At 58.0% G+C, this 6,343-nt stretch carries 5 protein-coding genes; 1 reads left to right on the top strand and 4 read right to left on the bottom strand.

Going from position 1 to position 6,343, the window contains the following annotated elements; all coding sequences use genetic code 11:
• Positions 1-336: 336 nt before the first annotated feature.
• The 3 genes from folE to HMPREF9720_RS00785 form a co-directional block, all read right to left on the bottom strand.
• The gene (gene folE / locus HMPREF9720_RS00795; RefSeq protein WP_009596183.1) at positions 337-945 is read right to left on the bottom strand and encodes a GTP cyclohydrolase I FolE; all 609 of its coding nucleotides are present in this window, start codon (positions 943-945) and stop codon (positions 337-339) included.
• An 81-nt stretch (positions 946-1,026) separates the two neighbouring features.
• Positions 1,027-1,608, bottom strand: coding sequence for an RdgB/HAM1 family non-canonical purine NTP pyrophosphatase (gene rdgB / locus HMPREF9720_RS00790; RefSeq protein ID WP_014775358.1), 582 nt, complete (start codon positions 1,606-1,608; stop codon positions 1,027-1,029).
• 65 nt (positions 1,609-1,673) lie between these two features.
• Positions 1,674-2,513, bottom strand: coding sequence for an HAD family hydrolase (locus tag HMPREF9720_RS00785; protein ID WP_009596168.1), 840 nt, complete (start codon positions 2,511-2,513; stop codon positions 1,674-1,676).
• Between the two features lie 77 nt (positions 2,514-2,590).
• Here HMPREF9720_RS00785 and HMPREF9720_RS00780 point away from each other — a divergent pair, with 77 nt between their 5' ends.
• Entirely contained in the window at positions 2,591-3,118 is a 528-nt protein-coding gene (locus tag HMPREF9720_RS00780) for a nitroreductase family protein (RefSeq protein ID WP_009596196.1), read from the top strand.
• A gap of 14 nt (positions 3,119-3,132) precedes the next feature.
• Here the strand turns inward: HMPREF9720_RS00780 and HMPREF9720_RS00775 are convergent, their stop codons facing one another.
• Complete coding sequence (locus HMPREF9720_RS00775; RefSeq protein ID WP_009596139.1) at positions 3,133-6,282, bottom strand: ATP-binding protein; 3,150 nt, start codon at positions 6,280-6,282, stop codon at positions 3,133-3,135.
• Positions 6,283-6,343 lie beyond the last annotated feature (61 nt).

Below are 6,343 nucleotides of genomic sequence, written 5' to 3'. Positions count from 1 at the left end.
CTTTCCCGTCCGATTTTCACCCTTGAAGGGACTGGCAGTCAGCGGAACAGCCCCTGCCGCCGCGGATGCCGCCTTACACCCGCAAGTGCGCCTTCGTGCAAAATCCCCGCAGGCGTTTCATAATGCCTTCGGTTGATTTCAACACTGATCGCCGTATCGGCAATGCCTTTGATCTGTCGCTGTTAGCCGGCGAATTTCTCCGCAAATGGCTGTCTTATGCAATATGCAACAAGACAGTCGAGGTTGCGGTTGGAGAACCGTAACCTCGACTGTCTTGCTTTTTTCGTTAGTGCCGCCCGATGCCGCGGGGATTTTTATTCCATCCGGTGCTGAATCCTACCGGTATTTGTGCGATATGAGGGTCATGAACTCCTCGCGCGTGCGGTGGTCCGAGAGGAAAATGCCCGTGAACGCCGACGTGGTCGTCGCCGACTGCTGTTTTTCGATGCCGCGCATCTGCATGCACATGTGGCTGGCTTCGATCACCACGGCCACGCCCATCGGGTTGAGCGCCTCCTGTATGCAGTCGCGGATCTGCACCGTCAGCCGCTCCTGCACCTGCAGGCGGCGGGCGTAGCACTCCACGACGCGGGCGATTTTGGAAAGTCCCGTGATGTGTCCGTTGGGGATGTAGGCGACGTGCGCCTTGCCGTAAAACGGCAGCATATGGTGTTCGCAGAGCGAGTACAGCTCGATGTCCTTCACGAGCACCATCTGTTTGTACTCTTCGCGGAACGTCGCGGAGCGGATGATTTCGAGCGGATTCTCTTCGTATCCCTTCGTGAGGAACGCCATCGCCTTGGCGACGCGTTCGGGGGTTTTCAGAAGTCCTTCGCGCGAAGGGTCCTCCCCCAGCAGCCGCAGGATTTCGGCGTAATGGAGCTTCAGCGCCTCGATGGTCCGGGCGTCGAAACGTTCCTCTTTGTTGTAAGTTCTCTCTTCCATTGGAGGGCAAAGATAGATAAAGTAGCGTGCAAAAGCAAGCGTGCATTTTTTCGGACCGCGTCCGTGTGCCGTAAAGAGGCCCTATTTCCCGGCGGAATGCAAATAGGCCGCGAGTTTGCGTACGGCGCGGGCGCGGTGCGAAACCTCGTTTTTCTCTTCGGTGGACATCTGGGCGAAGGTCTTGTCGTATCCGTCGGGTATGAACAGCGGATCGTACCCGAAACCTTCGTGCCCCTCTTCGCGGTCGATGATGCGCCCTTCGACCACACCTTCGAAAAGATGTTCTTCGCCGTTGAGGATCAGCGAAATGACCGTTCTGAACTGCGCCCGGCGGTCGGTCGCTCCTTCGAGGTTTTTCAGCAGCAGGCGGTTGTTGGCCGCGAAATCGTGTCCGTCGGTGGCGTAACGGGCCGAATGCACGCCCGGAGCGCCGCCCAGCGCCTTCACTTCGAGTCCGGTATCGTCGGCGAAGCAGTCCAGCCCCGTGCGGTCGTTGAGGTAATGCGCCTTCTGCGAAGCGTTGCCTTCGAGGGTCTGCTGCTCTTCGGGAATCTCCTCCGTGACGCCGCATTCGCGGGGCGTCACCAGCCGGAAGCCGGGACCCAGCACGGCCTGCACCTCCATGAGTTTATGCGCGTTATTCGTAGCGAAGAGGATATTCACTGCGTCTGTTTCGGATTGTGACATATTTGTTGTGTCGGATGGTTGTATCTGCGTTCGCTTCCCGGTCATTTTACGACCTCCAGCTTTTCGAGTTTGTCGTCGAGGTCGATCTTGTCGATGATGGTTTTGACCAGCACGTCCATGTCCGACCCTTCGGAGTAGTCGGCCGGGCAGACGTGGCTCACGCGGTTGTCGTGAATCAGCGAGGCCATCTCGCGCCGCGCCCCCTTCTGGTCGGGGTTGTAGACGGCGATGGAGTGGCCGCCGGAGTTCTTCACCAGCCGCATGCAGGGGATGTCGGTCGTTCCGTCGCCTACGTAAATCATGTGTTTGAACGGTATGGGACGCTCGTTTTCGGGGATGTAGCGGTTCACCAGCTTGCTGTCGAAAACCGACTCGACGCCTTTGTTGATCTTGAAGATGAACTGCGTCTTGTTGGTGTAGTTGACCGCCACGGCGGGCCAGTAGGCGATGCCGTCCACGTCGTAGAGAAACGAGCAGGCGTATATTTTCCGGAATTCGTGGGCGATCTCCGTGCCTTCGATGATCTCCTTCATGCCCGACGAGTTGATGTAGTGCAGAATCCGGATGCCGCGTGCGGCCCCGTAGGCGTTTATCCGCCCGAACCACTCCCGGACCCCCTTGTAAAGCGTCACGCGGCGGCCCGACTCCTGAAAGGCTTCGCGCCGCAGCGACAGTCCTTTCGATTTGGCCTCCTGAAGCATGCGCGCCATGTAGGTCAGGACCATGTCGGCGTCCTGCTCCTCGGCCAGCGTGTTGGCTTCGGTCCAGAACTCCTTGTTGCTTTTGCCCACGGCGGGGATGAAGTCGTACTCCTGCATGTTGCCGGGGGCGAGCGTGCCGTCGAAATCGTAAATCAGGGCGATGTTGAATCGGTAATCCATTCTTCGGGGTGTTTTGAATTTCAAATATACCTATTTTTCACTACTTTTGCAAAAGCGAGACCGAAAAGACAAAACAAATGGAATTCAAAGAGTTGATCGAAAAACGCCGCAGCATCCGAAAATTCTCGGACCGGGCGGTGCCGCGCGAGACGGTGGACCGCATCCTGCGCGAGACCCTTACGGCGCCTTCGGCGCGCAACACCCGGACCACGCGCCTCATGGTGGTGGACGATCCGGCCTTGGTGGCCCGCATGGCCGAAATGCGCGATTACGGTTCGGCGTTCATGAAGGGTGCGCCGCTGGCTTTCGTCGTGCTGGGCGATACTTCGAAAAGCGATCTCTGGCGCGAAAACGCCGCGATTTCGGCCACGCTGCTGCAGCTCGCCTGCGTGGACGAGGGACTCGGCTCCTGCTGGGTGCATATCAACGGCCGGCCGCGCCGCAAGGATGAACCCGACGGGCAGAGCGCGGCCGATTACCTGCGCAGTTTCCTGCCCGTCCCGGCGGACTGCGAACCCCTCTGCGCCATTGCGGCCGGCTACTCCGACTTCACGCCCGCTCCCCTGCCCGACGCGGACGACGCGGCGCGGATCATCCGCCTTTAAACAGTTTTTTCCGGCTACAGCAGAACCACGTGTTTGCGCAGCATGTCGACGATCTGCGTCCGCAACTGCAGGGCGTTGATCGGCTTGGCCATGTAGCCGTCGAATCCGCTCTGGAGCACCTTCTGTTCGTCGGAAGCGAATGCGAACGCCGTCACGGCGATGATCGGGACGCTCTCTGACAGTTTGCGTATTTCGGCCGTGGCCTCGTAACCATTCATCACGGGCATGTTGATATCCATCAATACGAGATGCGGACGGCGCTGCCGGTATATTTCGACCGTTTCCAACCCGTTCCATGCGTGCAGAAGCGTGTATTCTTTGCGCAGGATCGATTCGAACAGCCGGTAGTTGCTGTCATTGTCCTCGGCGATCAGAATCACCAGTTTGTCCTTTTCGACCGAGATGACGGGATATTGCTCCTCCGTCCTTTGCGCCGCGGCCTTTCCCGGAACATAGGGCAGGATAAACCAGAATTTCGATCCTTTGCCCTCTTCGGATTCCACGCCGATACGTCCGCCCAGATGCTCGACGATCATCTTGCAGATCGACAGGCCGAGTCCCGTGCCCTGCTTGAAGGTGTTGAGTTTGACGAAGCGTTCGAAAACCTGTTCCGTTTTGTCTGCGGGGATTCCGCTGCCGGTGTCCGAGACCCAGAAATAGAGTTCTCTGTCGCGCATTTCGTATCCGAACCGGATGCTGCCCGTCTGCGTGAACTTCGCGGCGTTGGTCAGCAGGTTGATGATCACCTGCGAGAGCCGGTTGCGGTCGGTGCAGACGGAGCATTGTTCGTATTTCTGCTCGAAGAGCAGTTCGACGCCCTCCCGGACTTTCATGCGGATGACATTCTCCTTCTCCCGCATCAGTTCGTTCAGGTCGAAGTCCGTGTGGATGAAGTCGAGCGTCCCCGCCTCGATTTTCGAGAGGTCGAGGATGTCGCCGATGAGCTGCAGCAGCAGGGCGTTGTTGTTTTCGATGATCGAGACGTATTCCTGCTTCTCCTGCTCCTCGTCGGTCGAGGCCAGAATGGCCGAAAATCCGACGATGGCGTTGAGCGGCGTGCGTATCTCGTGGCTCATGTTGGCCAGAAACGCCGTTTTCAGGCGGTTCGACTCTTCGGCGCGGTCGCGGGCCGAGAGGAGCTCCTGCTCCATGCGTTTGCGTTCGGTGATGACCTGCGACGTTCCGACGAGCGTCTTGGGCCGTCCCTGCGCGTCGAACGACTCTACGGCGGCCAGCGCTTCGACCCATTCCATGTGCCAGTGTCCGCTTTCGTTGGAGATCACGCGGTACTCTTCGCAGACCTTGTCCGTACGGCCGGCTATCAGGTCGTCGTAGGCCTGCCGTATGCGGTCGCGGTCCTCCTTGTGTATCTTCGAGAAATAGCATTCGTCGCTTACCGAAAGCGAAGCTTCGTTTTGCAGGATCGCCTCTCCGGAGGCGGCTTTGACCGGTTTGTTGATGTCGCAGAGGATGGTGCGGTTGTTCAGGTCGCATTTCCACGGAACGATGTTGGCCACGTCGAGCGCCAGCGAGAGCTTGTGGTTGATCAAGTCCAGTTTCTGCTGCACCTTGTGCAGCGCGGTGCCGTCCAGACAGAAGATGTCGATGTGGTCGGTCAGGTACGAGCGGCTGAGAACCACCTCGAAAAAGATGTCCAGCGGTTTGTAGTAGAAGGGATAGGTGACGGTCCGGTTTTCCGTCAGGACGATGTTCACGAGCCGCAGGAACTCGGAGAACGAATCGGCGAAAAGTTCGCTCCCCCGTTTGCCGACGACCTGATTCCGGGGCAGGAACGTCCGTTCGAAGTAGGCGTTTATGTCGCTGAATTCCGTATCGGCGGGATAGTGTTTCTCGTCGAATATGACCCGTTCCTGAATGTAGATGATCGGCATCCGGTTGAACAGGTTCGCATATTTTATCTGGCTTTCCGATTCCCGTCGGCGGGCCGCTTCGACCTTTCGCATGACGCGGATGCGCCATTGCTGGAAGAGGATGAACAGCAGGAAGAAACCGCCGCATAGGATGATCGCCGTTCTGTTCCGCTCCGCGAATGTCTCCGGTTTGTCGATGAATACCGAATCCGGGGGACATATTTCGGGTGAAATCTTGTTGCGCAGCATCGCCGGATAGTTGAACGTCGGGTGTGCGTCGGTCGGGGTGTAGAACGGAATGTCGCGCGGCTGGCGTCCCTCCAGAATGGTGTTGAACGTCTTGATGATCTGCCGGTTGTATACGCTCACGTCGTATGTGAATCCGCCTACCACGCCGCTGTTTTTCACCGAAGAGGGCCATAGTGCGAACAGCGGAGCCGTCGAACTTGCGATGATCTTGAAGGGATTGGCCGTTATCTCGGTATTGCCGGCGATATTTCTTGTGTAGTGCCACGAGGAAAAGAGCACGCCGGTATGCCGGGTGTCGGTGACGTTCAGCGAGTCGAGCAGCTGGTCCACGCTCATGTTCGAAGCCTTGTAGGAGGTGAACCGCATTCCCGGATAATCGGTGTCGAGCAGTTTCTTCAGCTCGTCTTCGTATTGCTGGTTGATATAACGGCCGTCGCGGACGAATACGAGGCGGTTCATCTCCGGAATCATGCGGCGCATCAGCTCGATGGTCTGTTCGAGGTAGATCGGGGCGTAGAGCAGTGTCAGATTGTATTCCCCGCTCAGCTCCCGGAGCGGAATGCGCTCGGAGTGCGGGATGGCCCGCTTGCTGACGTAGTACTTGTCGGGGCCGATGAAATCCTCCTCGGCGCAGATGATCGACGGGATGCCTTTCCCCCACTCCTTTTCGGCGAAGTCCCGCATGATGAAGGCCGGGGCGCCGATGTATATCAGCATCCGGGGCGGATTCTTGCCGTATTCACGGGAGAGATTCGTCCGGAAATTGTCCAGATCCGACTGCTGGTCCATCAGGAGCGTGTTCATATGCTCGACGTATACTTCGAGGTTTTCGATCTGCTCTATCCGGGCGGTGATGTCGGTGATTATCTCCCATCCCCACGAGGAAGATTCGTTGTAGCTGTTGATTATCAGTACGTAATCACGTTTGTCTCCCGGAGGGCTGCTGGTGGCGTTGGTGAAAGGATGAGCCAGCAGGCATCCGAAAATCATGACCCAGAGCAACGCCTGAAGCGTCAGTCCGAACGGTTTTTTCAGTAAGTTCATGGTGTGGGACGGGTTCCGTGTGCCGAGCGCGGGGACCGGATGCGGAGATTAGGGGTGAGAC

The sequence above is a fragment of the Alistipes sp. HGB5 genome, assembly GCF_000183485.2.
Classification (GTDB): Bacteria; Bacteroidota; Bacteroidia; order Bacteroidales; family Rikenellaceae; genus Alistipes; species Alistipes finegoldii.
This window is presented reverse-complemented; position numbering and strand designations above follow the sequence as displayed.